The following is a 993-nucleotide window of genomic DNA, read 5'->3' as shown; positions in this document are numbered from 1 at the left end:
GTACCAGGAGCGGTCGAAGGTGACGAATTCGCCTGAAGTCGGGAAGTGGTCGACATAGCGCTGGTAGTACCATTGCCCCAGTTCGGTCGGGGTCGGCTTGGTCAGCGCCACGTTGCGTGCCGTGCGCGGATTGAGGTACTGGCGCACCACGAAGATCGTGCCGCCCTTGCCGGCAGCGTCGCGGCCCTCGAACAGCGCCATCACCCGTTTGCCGGTCGACTGCAGCCAGGCCTGCGCCTTGACCAGCTCGATCTGCAGCTTCTCGAGCGTCTCGTCATACTCATCACTTTTCATCTTCTTGTCGTAGGGATAGCCGCCGGCAGTCAGCTTGTTGTCCTCGACCCAGTCGGGAAGCACGGGGTTTTCGATGTCGAACTCCCGTTCCTTGCCGCCGATCCTGATCTTCAGCGGCCCCGAAGTTGGCGCGGCGGGACTTTCCTTGGCTTTTTTCATCGAGACGAACCCTTTCCAGCTTCCGGACTCATGCTATGGGGAGCCTCCGGAACGGTCTAGTGGAAGTTTTTCCGCCACCGTGGACCGGGTGCGAAGGCATGGGGTGCGGGCCCGCGGGCAGATGGCTGACCTGGACACAGAGCAGAGAGGCATCGCGCAAACCATGGCCGCACGGCTGTGGAACAGCCGCTGGCTGCTTGCGGCCGGCGTCGTCGCGGTCGTCGCCGTTTATGCCTTGGCCGGGATTTCAGCCTATGTCGTCCTCGCGGCGCTGCTGTTGCTATTTGCAGCGGCAATACTGCCGGCCGCCGGCGCGCGCCAATCCACTGGCAGCGGAGCCGCCATCGAGGCCACCGGCCTGCAGAGGCTCTCGGGTGAATATCTGGCCGCCGCCGTCGCCGATCCGCTGATCATCTTCGACCGGGCTGCCACCATCGTCCATGCCAACGCCGCCGCCTTCGCCGCTTTCGGCGGCATCGCGCCAGGCATGTCGCTGTCGCTGAAATTCCGGGCGCCGGAAATGCAGGCTCTGCTGGATGG

2 pseudogenes are annotated in these 993 nt (G+C 64.2%); one reads left to right on the top strand and one right to left on the bottom strand.

Annotation, left to right across the window (positions count from 1 at the left end):
- Positions 1-453, bottom strand: a pseudogene (locus EN994_RS33040) (polyphosphate kinase 2); the annotation flags it as partial.
- Between the two features lie 121 nt (positions 454-574).
- On the opposite strand from EN994_RS33040, the pseudogene EN994_RS33035 reads away from it, so the two are divergent.
- Positions 575-993, top strand: a pseudogene (locus EN994_RS33035) (two-component sensor histidine kinase); the annotation flags it as partial.

This window comes from Mesorhizobium sp. M7A.F.Ca.CA.002.09.1.1 (assembly GCF_003998555.1).
Classification (GTDB): domain Bacteria; phylum Pseudomonadota; class Alphaproteobacteria; order Rhizobiales; family Rhizobiaceae; genus Mesorhizobium; species Mesorhizobium ciceri.
Note: the sequence above shows the minus strand (reverse complement) of the source record. Positions and strands in the feature narration are given on the sequence as shown.